Consider the following 14,759-nt stretch of genomic DNA (forward strand, 5'->3'; position numbering starts at 1 on the left):
CGCCACGTATCGAGGTGAGTGGTTTGTTTGCGACCGGTTTGGTGCTGTGTGTTTGCATAAAGAAACAAGAATCAGGTGGCCCGAGGGGCGAGGCGGAAGGGATGAACTGAGCGGCAGGCTCCAAGCGCCTGCCATCGCCGGTGAATGCTTAAAACCCCTTGGCCAGCCCGGTGCCACGGCGCGGATCATTGGCGCCGTAGAACTTGCCATCGGGCTTGGCGGCCAGGCTGGGCGCACCGATCATGATGGCGGCGATATGGTTGCCCGGCCGTGATGCCTTGAAGCTGTGGCCCATGGCGATCAATTGCTCTTGCACCGTGCTACTCAGCGCCTGTGGCTCATGAAAGGTGGTTTCCGGCTGCCATTGCTGATGGATGCGTGGCGCATTGACTGCTTCCTGCAAGTTCATGCCGTAGTCGAGCACATTCCACAGGGTTTGCAGCACCGTGGTGGGGATGCGGCTGCCGCCGGGCGTGCCGAGCACCAGCAGCGGCTTGCCATCCTTGCTGACGATGGTCGGGCTCATCGAGCTGAGCGGCCGCTTGCCCGGCGCGATGATATTGGGCTCGCCCTGCACCAGTCCGAACTGGTTGGCGCTGCCCACCTTGCTGGTGAAATCGTCCATCTCGTTATTGAGCAGCACACCGGTGCCGGCGGCGGTGACGCCGGCGCCGAACCAGCCATTGAGCGTATAGGTGACCGCCACGACATTGCCGGCACGATCGGCGATCGAGTAATGAGTGGTATTGCTGCCTTCCTCAGCACTCACACCGCTGGCGATATCGCTTGCCCGACTGGCGCGGTCCGGCTTGATGCTGGCGCGGGCGCGGGCGGCATAGGCTTTGTCGGTAAGGCGGGCCACCGGGTTGTTGACGAAATCCGGGTCGCCCAGCAGGCGGTTACGGTCGGCATAGGCGCGACGCATCGCCTCGATTTGCACATGCAGGGCGGCGGATGAGCCAAAGCCCAGCTTGCCGAGCGGATAGCCCTCGACAATATTCAGGATCTCGCAAATCACCACCCCGCCCGAGCTCGGTGGCGGTGCCGACACGATATGGTAGCCACGGTAGTCGCACTCGATCGGCGCCAATTCACGGGCGCGGTATTGGTCCAGATCGGCCTGCCTGATCAAGCCGCCACCTTGTTGACTGGCCGCGACCAGGGCGGCGGCAACCGGGCCGTGGTAAAAGCCGTCGGCGCCGTTTGCTTCAATTTGCCGCAGGGTGGCCGCCAGGTCTTTTTGTTGCAGGTTGTCGCCAGCCTGCCAGGGCGCGCCTTTATTGAGGAAGATGGCCGCTGAGGGCGCATCCTTGCGGAAGTCCTCGGTGGCGGCGCTCAGCATCGCCACATCGCCGGCATCGAGTACAAAACCCTGCTCGGCCAGACGGATTGCCGGCGCCAACAAATCCTTGCGTGGCAGCTTGCCATAGCGCTGCCGCGCCAGCTCCAGCCCGGCCACCGTGCCCGGAACCGCCACTGCCCGGTAACCGCGGGTGCTGGCGCCGGATATCAACTCGCCCTTGTCGTCCAGATACATATTGGCGCTGGCTGCCAACGGCGCCTTTTCGCGGAAATCGATAAAAGTCTTGCGACCGTCGGCCAGCTGCACCGTCATAAAGCCGCCACCGCCCAGATTGCCGGCGGCCGGGTAGACCACTGCCAGCGCATAGCCCACCGCCACCGCCGCATCAATGGCATTGCCGCCACGCTGCAAAATATCGACGCCGACCTCAGTCGCGTATTTCTGCGCCGTCACCACCATGCCTTGCTCCGCCGCCACCGGCGCGACGCTGGCGGCATGGCTCAGGCTGGTGAGCAGGAGCAATAGGCTGAGACGGATGCGAGATGGGTGCATGGTGGCGTGAACAGCGGAGTGAGTTGAAGAAATGGGTAGGTCGGAATTCATTCCGACGGCCGCGGGTGATACCTGGCATGCCAAATATTGCAGTCGGAACACCTTCCGACCTGCGAATCGGCCGGTGCTTGCAGCCTTTGTGCCTCATCGGAGTCGCTTTATCCGCGATGGTCCGCAAAAGGCCGAACCTGTCGACACAGAGAACAGGGAGGGCACAGCGCACACCGAGAACAACAAAATCGGGCGGTTTTCTCTGTGTGCGCTGTGGTCTCGGTGTACTCCGTGCCTACGGGTTTTTGGGTGTGGATTCCACAGGGCCTGCGCCGGGCTTGACGAACTTGAGGGTAAAGCGATTGCTCTCGCCGATCGCCTCATACTTGGCGCGGTCCTTGTCCTTCAGCGCATACACCGGTGGCAGGGTCCACACGCCTTCCGGATGGTCGGCAGTATCCTTTGGGTTGGCATTGATATCCGATTGCGCAGCCAGCTTGAAGCCGGCGCCTTCGGCCAGCTTGATCACATAGGAGGCATGCACATAGCCGGTGCTGGCAGTGGCGTCCTGCGGGCGGTCTTCCGGCAGGCGGTGATCGACCACGCCGAAAATGCCACCGGGCTTGAGGGTATCGAAGGCGTGCTTGAACACTGCCTTCAGCGTGGCGTCGGCCGGGTCGATCCAGTTATGCACATTGCGGAAGGTCAGCACCATGTCCGCACTAGCGGCCGGCGCAATCGCCAGCGCCTTGGGCGGGTCGAACACCGACAGCTTGACCTTGCCATAGACGGCCGGCAGCTCATTCAGCTTCTTCTGGAAACGCTCGGTAGCGGCGCGCTTGCGCGGCTCGTCCGAGCTGGCGCTGAAGGTGGCTTCATACAGCACGCCCTTGTCGCGAAGATAGGGCGCCAGGATTTCGGTATACCAGCCGCCGCCGGGGTTCAGCTCCACCACTGTCATATCCGGGCGGATTCCGAAGAAACTGAGGGTTTCATACGGGTGACGAGCAGCATCGCGCGCGACATTGGCCGGGCTGCGGTGGCTGCCGGCAATGGCGGCCTTGAGCGCGTCATCGGCCAGCGCAGTGCTGGACAGGGCAAACAGGGCGAGCAGCGACAACAGGCGTTTCATGCGGACATCCTGATGGTGAAGTGGAGCCGCATTGTCGGGGTAGGTGGGGGTGGATGCAAGCTCGCGAGCTGCTATCAGGTATCGCTGCCACGGCGCGGGGGCGAAAAGCTTGCGCAAGCCTTGAGCACATAAGAAAAGCCCCGGGCATGCCGGGGCAGTAGTCTGAAAAGAAACACAGTCTCTCTGGTTAAGCCAGCGTCCGTTCCAGTCGCGCCAGTACTTCGGCTTTGCCCAGTAGCGCCAGTACCGCGTCGATCGATGGCGTCTGGGTGGTGCCGCAGACGGCGGCGCGCAGTGGCATGCCGACCAGGGGCATCTTCACGCCTTCTGCGGCGACAAAGGCCTTGATGGCGGCGGCCAGGGTCGGCACATCCCAGCTGTCGATTGCGGTCAGTGCCGTGCGCAGGCGCGCGAGGCGGGCGCGGCCTTCTTCGTTCAGGTGCTGGGCGGCCAGCTCGGCCGGTGCCGCATCGTGGCGGAAGAAATAGCTGGCTTGGGCGGCCAGATCGACCAGATTGGTGACGCGCTCCTTCAACAGTGCAATCACCTCGACCAGTGCCGGGCCGGCTTCTATGCCCAGCTTGGCGAGGAAGGGGCGGGTCAGCTCGGCCAAGCGGGCGTTATCGGCGGCCTTGATATGCTGCTGGTTGATCCACAGCATTTTTTCGCGATCAAAGCGCGCCGGGCTCGGGCTGACATTGGCCAGATCAAACCATTCGATGAACTGCGCAACGGTGAACACCTCTTCGTCGCCATGGCCCCAGCCCAGCCGGGCCAGGTAGTTGAGGAAGGCTTCCGGCAGGATGCCGAGATCCTGGTAATCGACCACCGACACCGGGTCCTTGCGCTTGCTCATCTTGCTGCCGTCGGCGTTGAAGATCAGCGGCAAGTGGCCATACACCGGAATGGCGGCGCCCAGCGCTTGCAGGATATTGATCTGGCGCGGGGTGTTGTTGACATGGTCGTCGCCACGGATCACATGGGTGATCGCCATATCGTGGTCGTCCACCACCACGCAGAAGTTGTAAGTGGGTGTGCCATCGGGGCGGGCGATGATCAGGTCGTCCAGCTCGGTATTGCTGATCTCGATGCGGCCCTTGACTGCGTCATCCCAGGCCACCACGCCGTCGATCGGGTTGCGAAACCGCACCACCGGCTCGATGCCGGCCGGAATCAAAGGCAGGGTCTTGCCCGGCTCCGGGCGCCAGCGCCGATCGTAGCGCGGCTTCTCACCACGCGCTTCCATCTCGGCGCGCATCTGGTCGAGCTCTTCACGGCTGGTGTAGCACAGATAAGCCTTGCCCTCGGCCAGCAGCTGCTGGATCACTTCCTTGTAGCGCGGCATGCGCTGCATCTGGAAGTAGGGCCCTTCGTCAAAATCGATGCCGCACCAGGCCAGGCCATCAAAAATCGCCTTGACCGACTCCGGGGTGGAGCGTTCGAGGTCGGTATCTTCGATGCGCAGTACCGCCACACCCTGATGGTGGCGCGAGTAGGCCCAGGTAAACAAGGCGGTGCGAACACTGCCAAGGTGCAACAGGCCGGTAGGGGAGGGGGCAAAGCGGGTGCGGACGGTCATGATGGGCCGGGAGTGAATGCAAAGAGGCGGCATTTTACCCGGCTTGCGGATTCTGGGCGAACCGGCTGTAAGGGCCCGTATCGCGTTGTGGATGAAGAGAAATGCATGCCGTTTACGGGAATTTACCGGGGTTTAACAGATAAGGACGTCTTATGCGCCCTATATTCCCTTTCGAGTTCCGCTAGGTGGGTCGCAGGCAGTTCGCTTGGACGCCGTATTTTCGATTGAGGTGATGATGGTGAATGCTCCTTTGCGCCGACTTGGGTTCAATGCCCTGTTCAATGCGATGCTGTGTGCTACTGCTTCTGCGGCCTGTCCGGTCGCGCCATGCATCGCACCGGCAAACACGGAGGCCAGTGCGCTGTTTGCTGCCGTCGAGCAACTTTACCCGCAATTCTTTTTCCCTAGCGCGGCTACCCAAGCCCTGGGCTCTGGGAGTGACGCTGCTTTGTATCGCAGCTATCCGGATACAGGCGGCTATGGTCTGGGGGCCTACCAGGGTGGCTTGTGGTATGCCGTTGCGGGCAATTGGACCCGCTTCAGTTCGCTGGACCAGGGCAACCAGACCTTCTGCAGTGGCAGCTGCCTGGGTCCAATAGCGGCACAGGGTAGTTTCCGCGGCAACATTGTGTTGGGTGTACCGGAAGATACATCGATCAAGGTCAGCGTCTTTGCGCCAGACCAGACCGGTACCGTGTATCTGGCGTATGGCACCACACCGGGTAGCTACGCGCAGCAGACCACCCCGGTGGCGCTATCTGCCGGCAAACCTCTGACGATTGCGTTGGCGGGGCTGACACCCAATGCCCGTTACTACTACCGCCTTTACCTGCAATCGGCGGACAGCAACGAGGCCGTGCCGACCGATGAACACAGCTTTCATACGGCGCGCCCGGTCGGTAGTACCTTCACTTTCACGCTACAGGCCGATTCGCACATGGATGAAAACTCGGCCGTGGCGCAGTACCGCCGCACCCTGGCCAATATTTCGGCAGACGCGCCGGACTTTCATATCGACCTGGGCGATACCTTTATGTGCGAAAAGCACTATGCGCCCCTGTCGCCCACCATTCCGCCTGCTGCCACGCAGGCTCAGGTGCAGTGGCGCTATTGGTTCGAGCGGGGCAACTTCGGCTTGATGGCGCACTCGGTGCCGCTGTTCTTGGTGAATGGCAACCATGAAGGCGAAGCGGGTTGGCTGAACATTGGTGGTGCACAAAATCTGGCGAATTGGGCCGATGCCGCGCGCCAGCAATTTTTTGTGAATCCTGTGCCTGACCGTTTTTACAGCGGTGACGACACGGTCGATCCGAATGTAGGTCAGCGTGCGGGCTGGTATAGCTGGCAGTGGGGCGACGCGCTGTTTGTGGCACTGGATCCCTACTGGTACACCGGCAAACGTACCAACAAGGGCTGGGATATCACACTTGGCACAAGCCAGTTTCATTGGCTGGAACAAACCCTGGCTGCCAGCAAGGCCAAGTTCAAGTTCGTCTTTCTGCATAGCCTGGTTGGTGGCCTTGATGGTCAGATGCGCGGCGGAATTGAAGCGGCGCCTTTTTATGAGTGGGGTGGCATGAACGACGACGGGGTGACCTCGGGCTTTGCCAGCCAGCGACCAGGCTGGAGTATGCCGATTCACGCCTTACTCAAGCGTTATGGCGTGACCGCGGTGTTTCATGGGCATGACCATGTCTATGTAAAGCAAGACCTCGACGGCATCGTATATCAAGAGGTTCCGCAGCCCAGTGCGGTCAATAACAACAGTGGCGCAAATCTGGCCAAGGCTTATCACTACACCAGCGGCACCATCGTCAGTAGTTCGGGACATGTACGGGTAACGGTGAGTCCGACGCAGGTCAAGGTCGACTATGTGCGTTCCTGGCTGCCGCAAAACGAGACGGCGGGCCACAAAAACGGCGAAATCGCTGACAGCTGGACGGTGAGCGCACCTTGAGCCGGCCGGGTCTGCGATCTGCATCAATGGCTGATGCGCTGAGGCATAAGCGCGGGCCTGTTATTGCTGAGGCGAGCATTGTTTACCGCATTCAAACCGAAAGATTGCCATGAAAACCCACTTGCTCGCGCTATTGCTGTGCGCCTGGGCCGCACGCGCTGACTGTATTTCCGCACCTTGCCTGCTGCCAAGTCAGGCGCAGTCCGATGCGCTGTTCGATAAGATTGAATTGCGTTATCCACAGTACTTTGCGCCGGCGGCAAGCTCGCAGATCGTGCAAATTGGCAGCGACACTGCCTACTACCGGATCTACCAAAATTCGGTGAAGCCTGGATTGGCTACCTTTCAGGGTGGGCTCTGGTTTGAAATCGGTGGCAACTGGCAACGTTTCAGCAGTCTTGATGAAGGGAATCGCCTGTTTTGCAACGGCACATGCTGGGGGGATGCGCCGGTCGCCGTGGGTGCTTTTGCGGGTAATGTGGTGCTGGGTTCGCCAACCAATACCAGCATCAAGGCCAATGTGTTTTCGCCTTCGCAGTCCGGTAGCGTCTATGTGGTCTACGGCAAGCAGCCTGGGCAATACGATGGGCAAACTCCGCCCGTGGCATTGGTCGCTGCCAAGCCGGTGGAAATCAGCATCGATGGTTTGTCGCCAAATACACGCTATTACTATCGGCTTTGGTACGCGGCGGCCAATGGGCTTGGCAGTGGGCCGGCCGAAGAAAACACCTTCCATACCCAACGGCCGGCGGGCGAAACCTTCACTTTTGCGGTGCAGGGAGACTCTCACCCGGAGAGGGTGAACAGCCAGTTCAATGGCGAGTTGTATACCCGCACCTTGCAGACAGCGGCGGCAGATCACCCCGATTTTTACATCACCAGTGGCGATGATTTCAGTGTCGATACGCTGAATCCGGCAACGGTGAATCAGGCGCAGGTGGTGGAGCGCTATACCATTCAGCGGCCCTATCTGGGGGTGGTCGGCAAGTCAGCGCCGGTGTTTCTGGTCAATGGCAACCATGAGCAGGCGGCGCGCTATCTGTTGGACGGCACCGCTAACAATATCGCCGTCTGGGCACAAAACGCCCGCAACTCGCATTATTCCGAGCCAGCGCCGGACGGCTTTTATACGGGCAATACCGAACAAGTGCCCTTTATCGGGTCCTTGCGCAACTACTACGCCTGGACTTGGGGTGATGCCCTGTTTGTGACGATTGACCCGTATTGGGCGTCGCTTTTCTGCGTCGATAACAATTTCTATGGCGATACCAAGCGCACCAATCTCTGGAGTGTTACTCACGGGGACTCGCAGTACGCCTGGCTAAAAAAGACCCTGGAAGACAGCAAGGCCAAGTACAAATTCGTGTTTGCCCACCATGTCATGGGTACCGGTCGGGGCGGCATCGAGCTGGCCAAGCTGTATGAATGGGGGGGTAACAACGCCGATGGCGTGACTCCGGGCTTTACCGCCAATCGACCGACCTGGGTTTCGCCCATTCACAAACTGTTTGTGGATAACCACGTGACCATCTTCTTTCAGGGGCACGACCATATCTGGGTGCATCAACAGCTCGACGGCGTGACCTACCAGACGCTCTCCGAACCGGCCGACCCGAATTACACCCTATGGAATGCCGATGCCTACAAGAGTGGAGAAAAGTTCCCGAACACCGGCTACACCCGGGTCACGGTTTCGCCCAGTGGGGTCAAGGTGGACTATGTCGCCACCTATCTGCCCAAGGATGAGGGGGCGGGCAAGGTGAATGGGCAAACCATCTTCAGCTACACCATTCCATGATTGTCACCAGTGGCCTTCACGATTGCTCCACAAAGTGGGCGCACAGTGGGGCCAGGCAAGATCGCAGGAGAGAAGCCATGAAGCAACCGCATGATTTGATCATCACGACGATGCTGTTCTGCACCCTGGCGGCCTGCAATGATACGCGGGATGCTACGTCAGCCATGCCGATGCCGGCTCCGCAAACGGCAACGGTCGACGCGGGGCATTGTGGCAGCGATGGGGTCAGCTTGGTGGCAGGGAGCAGTTGCGTGCGCAGTTCGGCGATCCTGGCGTCGGCGCGGGCACAGCCATTGCAAGTCACGCAGGCGGCAAGCCTTGAACCTACGGCCTTGTTTGATTGGGCTGAGTCCACCTATCCGGGTCTGTTTCCTGGACATAAGGCCGACCAGACCATTGCGCCGTATCTGCTGCGCTACTACCCCGAAACGCAGAGTTATATGGGTGTTGCCGATGGCCTGGTTTATGGCTACGGGCCATATACCGGCAATGTGCTGGTGTCGTTTGGCAAGCTGGCTGATTTCAGTTGCACAGTATTGCCGGCCAGTTGCGGCCTTCCAGGTGCGCCGCAGTCGGTAACGGCAGTGGCTGGCAATGCCAGCGCCACCCTGAGCTTCACCGCGCCCGCTTCGAGCGGCGGGGCTGACATCAGCAGCTACACCGCGAGCTGCGTTGCTGGAGGTCAGCGACTGTCTGCCAGTGCGGTGAGCAGCCCCATCTCGGTGACGGGCTTGAGTAACGGCACCAGCTATAGCTGTACCGTTTCGGCCAGCAATGTCTACGGCACGGGTAGCGCGTCGGCTGCCGTTGTCGTGACGCCGGTTGGCGCCAGCAGCGGTACGTTCTCGCTAAGCAGCAGCGCAGGCAGCAACGGCGGTACTATGCCGGCGGATTACACCTGCGATGGCATGGGCTCAAGCCCGCAGCTGAGCTGGTCGGGCGCGCCCGCCGGCACCAAGGAATTTGCGATTTTGATGACCACCTTGCCGGGCGATGGCACGACCAAGTGGAATTGGGTGGTGTATGGCATTCCTGCAACCGCAACCGCTATGGGCCGCGATGCCTTGGGTGTGGGTACGTATGGTGTGGGCAGCGATGGCCCGTTCCGTGGTTACCAAGCTCCTTGCTCGCAAGGGCCTGGCGCCAAGCTGTATACCTTCACCGTGTATGCCTTGTCCGGCTCGCCCTCGTTGTCCGGCACGCCGGTAAGCGGACAGGCTCTAGCCAGTGCCATCGCGCCGCTGACGCTCGCCAGCGCGGCGCTCAATCTCAGCTACACCCGTCCGAGCAACCCGCCTGGCTCGACCGCAGCCTGCATGAATCCGTAACTCTTTGGGGGCTTCAAGCACCGGTAATGTCAGCGTGAGCTGCGATAGCAGTTATGCCTATGTCAGCTCCGACGGCATTGCCACCCATGCCATGATGAACGGCATTACGGCTACCAATCTGCAGGTGCCGACCACTCAGAATTTCTTGGGTGGCAATGCCTGGAAGATTCCCCTGGCTCCGGCTGTTGCCGCCACCACCACCACCGCAACCGATGGCCCGATTGGCGTGGCGGTGAATGGTGTGCCCATCTTCAATCCTTGCAAGCAGGGGGGCTGTCAGTTTGGTGATACCAAGGTGCTGGGTGAGCTGGATGTGTGCAATGGCCACGCTGGTCGGGCTGATGACTACCACTATCACGCAGCCCCCACCTGCCTGATGGCGGGCAAGCCGGCCAATTATTGGGATACCCATCCGGTCGGTTGGGCGCTTGATGGTTTTGCAATTTTTGGCTACCACAATGCCGACGGCACGCTGGCCGGTCGCGATGGTGTCTGTGGCGGCAATACCAGCTCAGTGCCCAATGCTCCGGCTGGCTATAGCTACCATGTAACGGATGCCTCGCCTTATGTGCTGTCCTGCTTTCGCGGCACGCCCAGCCCCGACCTGGCCAATCAGGCCGCCAAATATCGGCCGATGCGCCAGCCGCCGGTTACGCCGTTTGGTGTCAGCGATATGACCCTGAGCACTGATGCCAGTGATGGCTACCAGGTATTGCAATTCACATCGGCCAAATCGTTCGTGAGCACGGAAGATGGCAAGGATAGCTATACCAATGCCGCAGGAAGCTACCGCATTCGCTACAAGCTGGTAACCGGGACGGCGTTAGCGGCCTTGCTGGCCCAGCCGCAGAATAATGGCAAGAGCCTGTGCTGGAACTTTCAGTTTGTCTCCGCCGCCGGCGCCACCACGCAGCCTGCTACTTCTTACTGTCGATAGGGTCGCCATGTATTGCGGTCGCCGGATTCAAACTTTGCTGTTGGCGCTGCTGCTGTTGCCCGGCCAGGCCCACGAATTACAAGCCAACCGGCTGACCTTGGTGATGCGCGAGCCCAACCACGTTGTAGTGGCGTTTGTGCTGAACTACATCGAGGTGCTGCATCGGGTCCTGGATCCGAAAGCATCGCAGCAGAGCTTTGTCTTGCGCTACTCATCCATGCCCATGCCTGCCTTGCAGGCCGAATTGGTTAAGGCGCAAGCGCAGCTGGCAGCAGAAACAGTGCTGCAATCGGCGAATGGCGAAATGGCCAGATTGTCGGCTTGGGCTTGGCCTACAGCCTCGCGGGTGCAAGCACTCTTGCAGCAGCGCGCCATGCAGCTGGTGGTGGCGCCAACTGATCATCCGTCGGACGATCTGGTTGAGATTCATGCTGATGCAGTCACTACCAAGCCGATCGAGACACTCCGACCCCGATTGCCGCTAGCGATGATGCCGACACTGGTGGTGTCTTACCGCCCTCATCAAAGCTGGCTTGCTGGCGATAAGCCACCTGTGGAAATCCGGTTCTGACCTCGATGTCAGCGCGATAAAGCGCCTATCTGAAATTGAATTTCAGCCGACGCTCGTCATTGGGTGCGCCGGGGCCGATGCGGGTCAGCAGGGTGGTGAGCGAGCCTTCGCTGCCCGGGCTGGCGCGCAGGCCGAGGTCGAGGTTGAAGCCTTGGCTGGCTTGCCAGCTGCCATTGCCGTTGATCTGCAGCGATCCGCTCAGGGTGCTCAGTTGCAGCTGCCAGCCATTGCCGGACGGAATGGCGGTGACGCGGTAGTCGCCCAATGGGTTCAGCGACGGTGCCAGGCTGGAGCCGGCGCCGCGCCATTCCAGCAGCAGGGCGCCTTCCGGCTGGCCCTTGGCCCAGTGGATGTTTTGCGACATCAGGTGCAGTTGGCCGGCCAGGGCATAGGCTTTGGCACGTTCATCCAGCTTGAATAGCGGCGCGGCAGCGAGGCTGATGTCGGCATTGCTGAGACTGATGCCGCCGGGGCCAATACTCAGCTTTGCACTGCCGCTATCGATGCCGATGTCGAATTCGAGCCGGCCGCGCAATAGCTGGGACGGGCGCAGCTCCCAGCGCAGCTGCTCGGCCAGCGCTTCGCCATTGAGCACTGGCTGGGCGCTGCCGCGCCACAAATTGCCATCCGTGGCCACCAGGCTGAGTTTGCCCTGACTTTGGCTATTGAGCACGCTGCCAATCACGCTGGCCGGCAATTGCAGCGGCAGGAACAAGGCGGTGGCGGCGCCGAGCAACAGGCCGGCGCCCAGTGTCAGCGTCTTCATCGCGTCCACTCCGCTTCGATATCCATGCTGGCCTGACCATCCTTGCTGCGCGCCGACAGGCGGGTAAGCGTCCAGCCTTGGGCGCGGGCATCGGCCAGCAGGCGGGTCATGCTGGACCAAGGGGCGCCGTGGGCGCTCAGTTGGCTGCGCTTGCTGTCGGGGGTGCTGATCTTGGCCAGATCGCTGCCAAGGCCGGCAGCGGCCGCCAGGGCGGCAAGATCGCTGGGGGCGGCGCTGCTGGTGCTGCCCTTGGCCAGAGCCAGGTCGCGGCTGAAGCGCGACGCATCGGCGCGCAAATTGGGCAGGCTGCGCTGCAGGCGTTGCCGCTCGCGCGCAATCGGTTCGTAGATCAGGGCATATAGCAAGGACAACAGCACGATTGCCGCGCCGGCGGTGAGGATGGCGCGCTCGCGCGCATTGCGCTGGCGCCAGTATTGCATCAGGGGGGCAAGTGCGGTCATGGTTTAAGGCTTACGGTCAGGCGTACATGGTCGGCGGCGGCAGTGCTCAGTTGCACCTGGCCCAGGCTCTGCAGGGCCTGATTGATGCTGGCTACTTGTTCGGCGCGGCCTTTGTAGTCGGCGCTGATGCGACCGTCGGCATAGTCGATGCCGGTCAGCTTGGCCTCGCCATTGGGCATCAGCATGGGCGCAACGCTCAGCAACCGGGAAAGCGTATCATTGCTGGCCGGGCTTGGCCCGCTCTTGAGCTTGGCGCGCAGTTGCAACTGCGCATCGACTACCGGCGTGCCGGGGAAGGCGGCTACGAAGGCGCTGTCCATACTGCGCTTGAGTGCCTTTTCTTCTTGGCGCCATTCCCACCATTGGCTGAGCCAGGCCAGGCAGGCCAGCACCGCTACGCCGCCCAGCCAACGCAGGCTGGGAGTGAGGCGGGCCCAGTCGATGTCGAGCTGCGGTCCGGAGGCGAACTCGCCTTGCAGCAGATTGATGGCGTCCTTGGCCAGTGGTGCCAGCAGGGCATCGCCATGTGCCAGGCTTGCGGTGAGTCCGCTGGCTTGCCAGGCGGCGATATCGACGGTGTCGGCCGCACCGGCCGGCAGTGCCAGTTGCCAGGCGCCTTGCTGCGGCACGGCACTCAGCAAGGCTGGTGGCATGGCTGCCTGTTCGGCATCAAACCAGAATGCTTCATCGCCCTGACGGCGCGCCCAGCCGTTTTCATACCAGAGCAGGCTGCTGCCATCGCTGCTCAGCAGCATATCTGCGGCATAAATGGCGTTGATACGACGCCCGCTGGCAGACAGCAGGCCAAGCAGGCGCTCCAGACGCTTGCGCTCGATCGCCGCTACGCGGCAACGGTCGCCTTCAAGCACATAGGCGAGTTGTTGCTCTTCCGGCGCGCCGAGCAGAACAGTGTCGAGGGCATGGGTAAGCAGGCGTTGCGCCTGGCGTCGCCCGCCGGGCGGCAGGGTAATGCCGGCGCGCAATACCATGCTCGGCGGCAGGTAAACCTCGAGATTGCGCGCGGCCGGCAGGGTTTTCAGGCCGCAACGGCCACGGCTGCTGGCCGGGGTGTCGAGTAGTCGCCAGTCGTACTCGCTCGGGCCGTCGTCGAGGAAATGGTGCTCGCTTACAAACAGACGCAGGGTGCTCACAGCGTGGCCGCTCGGGTCAAAATGGGTGGCGCGCAGTATGACAAAGCCGGCGCTATGGCGCTACCGGCGTAGCGTGCAGGGCAGGGCTGGGGCTGGTCCGCCATCTGGCAGGGCGGCGCGATTCATACACTTGTTGTTGCGCTTTGTATGGATTGGTTTGCCGAACGGGTTTGTTTTTTTCTGCCGCTCTCGCCTATAATCGCCGATTGTCCGTTTGCAGTATGCGTAGTTTCCCGGTCGGCAATCCGGTCGGGGCGGCGATACGCTGCGGGTAGCGCGAGAGTGGCGAAATTGGTAGACGCACTGGATTTAGGTTCCAGCGCCGCAAGGTGTGGGGGTTCGAGTCCCCCCTCTCGCACCACGAAATTCAATTGCCGACCAGCTTCTGGTCGGTGGTCTGTACGCAATTAGCAATCGGGATCGATTTGACCATGCAAGCACAACTGGAAACGCTGGGGCAACTGGAACGTCGCCTCGATTTCGCCATTCCGGCTACCGATATTCAAAACGCGGTTGATTCGCGCCTCAAGCGCGTGGCCCGTACTGCCCGCATCCAGGGTTTCCGTCCTGGCAAGGCACCGATGAAGATCGTGGCGCAAAACTACGGCGCTCAGGTTCACGAAGAAGTGATGGGTGAGCAGGTTCAGGCCGCCTTTGCCAACGCGGTACAAGCCCAGCAGCTGCGCGTTGCCGGATATCCGCGCTTTGAAGGCAAGCCTTCCGGCGATGGCAGCTTCTCGTTCAGCGCCACCTTCGAGGTTTACCCGGAAGTGGTGGTTGGCGATCTGTCGGCCAAGGAAATCGAGCGCCCGCTGCTCACCGTCAGCGACGCTGAAGTGGAAAAGACCATCGAGATCCTGCGCAAGCAACGTACCAAGTTCGAGCGCGTCGAGCGCGCTGCCGAGAAGGGCGACCGCATCATCGTCGACTTCAAGGGCACTATCGACGGCGAGGCGTTTGCCGGCGGTTCCAGCGACAATTTCGCCTTCCAGGTTGGCGAAGGCCAGATGCTGGCCGAGTTCGACACTGCCGTGCTGGGCATGAAGGAAGACGAAAGCAAGACTTTCGATCTGGCTTTCCCGGCTGACTACCATGGCAAGGACGTGGCCGGCAAGACCGCCCAGTTCACCGTGACGGTCAAGAACGTGGCTGCTGCTGTGTTGCCAGAGATCAACGCCGATTTCGCCCGTGCCCTGGGCATTGAAGATGGCGACATCGAAAAGCTGCGCGCCG

At 61.3% G+C, this 14,759-nt stretch carries 12 protein-coding genes and 1 tRNA gene; 7 read left to right on the forward strand and 6 right to left on the reverse strand.

Annotated features, from left to right (window positions below; genetic code table 11):
- Positions 1 to 148 precede the first annotated feature (148 nt).
- From ggt to gltX, 3 genes are all read right to left on the reverse strand, one after another.
- Positions 149 to 1,855 (reverse strand): gamma-glutamyltransferase, encoded by a 1,707-nt coding sequence (ggt, locus tag ACE3OH_RS10710; RefSeq protein WP_374351894.1) that lies wholly within the window; start codon positions 1,853 to 1,855, stop codon positions 149 to 151.
- Between the two features lie 286 nt (positions 1,856 to 2,141).
- Positions 2,142 to 2,978: a class I SAM-dependent methyltransferase gene (locus ACE3OH_RS10715; protein WP_374351897.1), complete on the reverse strand. Its 837-nt coding sequence runs from the start codon at positions 2,976 to 2,978 to the stop codon at positions 2,142 to 2,144.
- A gap of 187 nt (positions 2,979 to 3,165) precedes the next feature.
- On the reverse strand, positions 3,166 to 4,557 hold the full coding sequence (gltX, locus tag ACE3OH_RS10720) for a glutamate--tRNA ligase (RefSeq protein WP_374351900.1): 1,392 nt from the start codon (positions 4,555 to 4,557) through the stop codon (positions 3,166 to 3,168).
- Positions 4,558 to 4,762: 205 nt separating this feature from the next.
- On the opposite strand from gltX, the gene ACE3OH_RS10725 reads away from it, so the two are divergent.
- From ACE3OH_RS10725 to ACE3OH_RS10745, 5 genes are all read left to right on the forward strand, one after another.
- The gene (locus tag ACE3OH_RS10725) at positions 4,763 to 6,514 is read left to right on the forward strand and encodes a metallophosphoesterase (protein WP_374351903.1); all 1,752 of its coding nucleotides are present in this window, start codon (positions 4,763 to 4,765) and stop codon (positions 6,512 to 6,514) included.
- Between the two features lie 109 nt (positions 6,515 to 6,623).
- The gene (locus tag ACE3OH_RS10730; protein ID WP_374351908.1) at positions 6,624 to 8,312 is read left to right on the forward strand and encodes a metallophosphoesterase; all 1,689 of its coding nucleotides are present in this window, start codon (positions 6,624 to 6,626) and stop codon (positions 8,310 to 8,312) included.
- A 77-nt stretch (positions 8,313 to 8,389) separates the two neighbouring features.
- Positions 8,390 to 9,640: a fibronectin type III domain-containing protein gene (locus tag ACE3OH_RS10735; protein WP_374351911.1), complete on the forward strand. Its 1,251-nt coding sequence runs from the start codon at positions 8,390 to 8,392 to the stop codon at positions 9,638 to 9,640.
- Positions 9,641 to 9,674: 34 nt separating this feature from the next.
- Positions 9,675 to 10,577, forward strand: a complete 903-nt coding sequence (locus ACE3OH_RS10740) for a YHYH protein (protein WP_374351914.1) — start codon at positions 9,675 to 9,677, stop codon at positions 10,575 to 10,577.
- Positions 10,578 to 10,611: 34 nt separating this feature from the next.
- Positions 10,612 to 11,148, forward strand: coding sequence for a hypothetical protein (locus ACE3OH_RS10745; RefSeq protein ID WP_374351917.1), 537 nt, complete (start codon positions 10,612 to 10,614; stop codon positions 11,146 to 11,148).
- Positions 11,149 to 11,173: 25 nt separating this feature from the next.
- Here the strand turns inward: ACE3OH_RS10745 and gspN are convergent, their stop codons facing one another.
- The 3 genes from gspN to gspL are packed head-to-tail and all read right to left on the reverse strand — an operon-like array spanning position 11,174 to position 13,526.
- A complete protein-coding gene (gspN, locus tag ACE3OH_RS10750; RefSeq protein ID WP_374351920.1) occupies positions 11,174 to 11,914 on the reverse strand; it encodes a type II secretion system protein N in 741 nt (246 codons plus the stop codon).
- On the reverse strand, positions 11,911 to 12,375 hold the full coding sequence (gspM, locus tag ACE3OH_RS10755) for a type II secretion system protein GspM (protein WP_374351923.1): 465 nt from the start codon (positions 12,373 to 12,375) through the stop codon (positions 11,911 to 11,913). The genes gspN and gspM overlap by 4 nt, the downstream gene beginning before the upstream one ends.
- Entirely contained in the window at positions 12,372 to 13,526 is a 1,155-nt protein-coding gene (gspL, locus tag ACE3OH_RS10760; protein WP_374351926.1) for a type II secretion system protein GspL, read from the reverse strand. The genes gspM and gspL overlap by 4 nt, the downstream gene beginning before the upstream one ends.
- Positions 13,527 to 13,802: 276 nt before the next feature.
- Between gspL and ACE3OH_RS10765 the strand changes: the two genes are divergently transcribed.
- Positions 13,803 to 13,887: transfer RNA gene (locus ACE3OH_RS10765), tRNA-Leu, on the forward strand.
- Between the two features lie 70 nt (positions 13,888 to 13,957).
- Positions 13,958 to 14,759 (forward strand): trigger factor (gene tig / locus ACE3OH_RS10770; RefSeq protein WP_374351930.1); only part of this gene is annotated, 802 nt, incomplete at its 3' end.

This window comes from Chitinimonas sp., from assembly GCF_041904975.1.
In the GTDB taxonomy this organism is placed as follows: Bacteria; Pseudomonadota; Gammaproteobacteria; order Burkholderiales; family Chitinimonadaceae; genus Chitinimonas.